We start from the raw sequence: 1207 nt of genomic DNA, 5'->3' as shown, positions 1-1207 counted from the left end.
TGTAGTATCCCCTTAGATTCGTACATTTAAAAAGTTGAGTTTTCTGTTGTTTATGGCAGTATTTACAACAGGAGAATCAATATGAAGAAGTCACGATTTACAGAGACCCAAATCGTTGGGATTTTGAAAGAAGCCGAGGGCGGTATTGCGATGGCAGACATATTGCGCACGCATGGCATTAGCGGTGCCACCTTCTACAAGTGGCGCTCCAAATATGGCGGCCTTGAAGCTTCTGAACTGAAACGCGTTAAGGAGCTAGAACAGCAGCTATCAGAATATAAAACGATGGTGGCTGAGCTGACCCACGATAACCGAGCGCTAAAGAACCTCATTGAAAAAAAGCTCTAGCGCCAACCGGTAAAAGAGAAGCAGTCGATTACCTGGTTGGCGAAGAAGCAGTACCCATTACACGGGCTTGCGCTCATTTGGGGCTAGCTAGGTCATCGTATTACGAGCGCCCAGAGACTAGAGCTAAAGCTGATGAGCCCGTCATTGAGGTGCTTAATCAAGTAGTTGCCAAGAATGGGCGCTGGGGTTTTAGATTGTGTTTTGATTGGATGCGCAATCAGGGCTACGAGTGGAATCACAAGCGGGTATGGCGTATTTACAAGGAGATGGGCTTGAACTTCCCTAGAAGAACTAAGAAGCGCATCCCCAAGATGCCCAGAGTTCCGCTCATTGCCCCGACCGAAGCCAACTCGATGTGGGCCTTAGATTTTATGTACGACACCTTGCATTACGGTAGACCTTTTAGGACCCTGAACGTCATTGACGAATCCAACCGTGAGATCTTGGCGATTGAAATTGATATTAGTTTGCCAGCAGCCAGAGTAGTGCGAACCCTAGAGCAACTAGAAGAGATCCATGGTTTACCTCAGGCGATACGTCTGGACAACGGGAGTGAACTTCGGTCTGCAGTCTTTATGGGCTGGTGCGAAGAAAAAGGGATTGAACTGAAATTTATACAACCGGGTAAGCCTCAACAAAATGCGTTTATTGAACGCTTTAATAAAACCTACCGTCATGAAGTACTCAACGCGTATTTATTTGAAAACCTCAGGGAGGTACGTGAAATTACAGAAAACTGGATCACGATTTACAACGAAGAAAGACCGCACAGCTCTCTTGGCAGAATATCGCCTAGAGACTATCGAGCACAGGCAGAAAACAACACTTTAGGAATGTCGGATTGACGGGGGATACTACA

At 46.4% G+C, this 1207-nt stretch carries 1 protein-coding gene; it reads left to right on the top strand.

The features are described 5' to 3' along the window. Nucleotides 1–81: 81 nt before the first annotated feature. Nucleotides 82–1193, top strand: a protein-coding gene (locus tag ICN44_RS12275) for an IS3 family transposase (protein ID WP_216264208.1) whose coding sequence is annotated in 2 segments (ribosomal slippage) — nt 82–343 and nt 343–1193 — 1113 coding nt in all. Because the reading frame shifts where the segments join, the coding sequence is not laid out codon by codon here. The last annotated feature ends 14 nt before the right edge of the window (nt 1194–1207 follow it).

This window comes from Polynucleobacter sp. JS-Fieb-80-E5 (assembly GCF_018882015.1).
Taxonomy (GTDB): domain Bacteria; phylum Pseudomonadota; class Gammaproteobacteria; order Burkholderiales; family Burkholderiaceae; genus Polynucleobacter.
The sequence above is the reverse complement of the archived record's forward strand: the minus strand, read 5'-3'. Positions and strand labels throughout refer to the sequence as shown.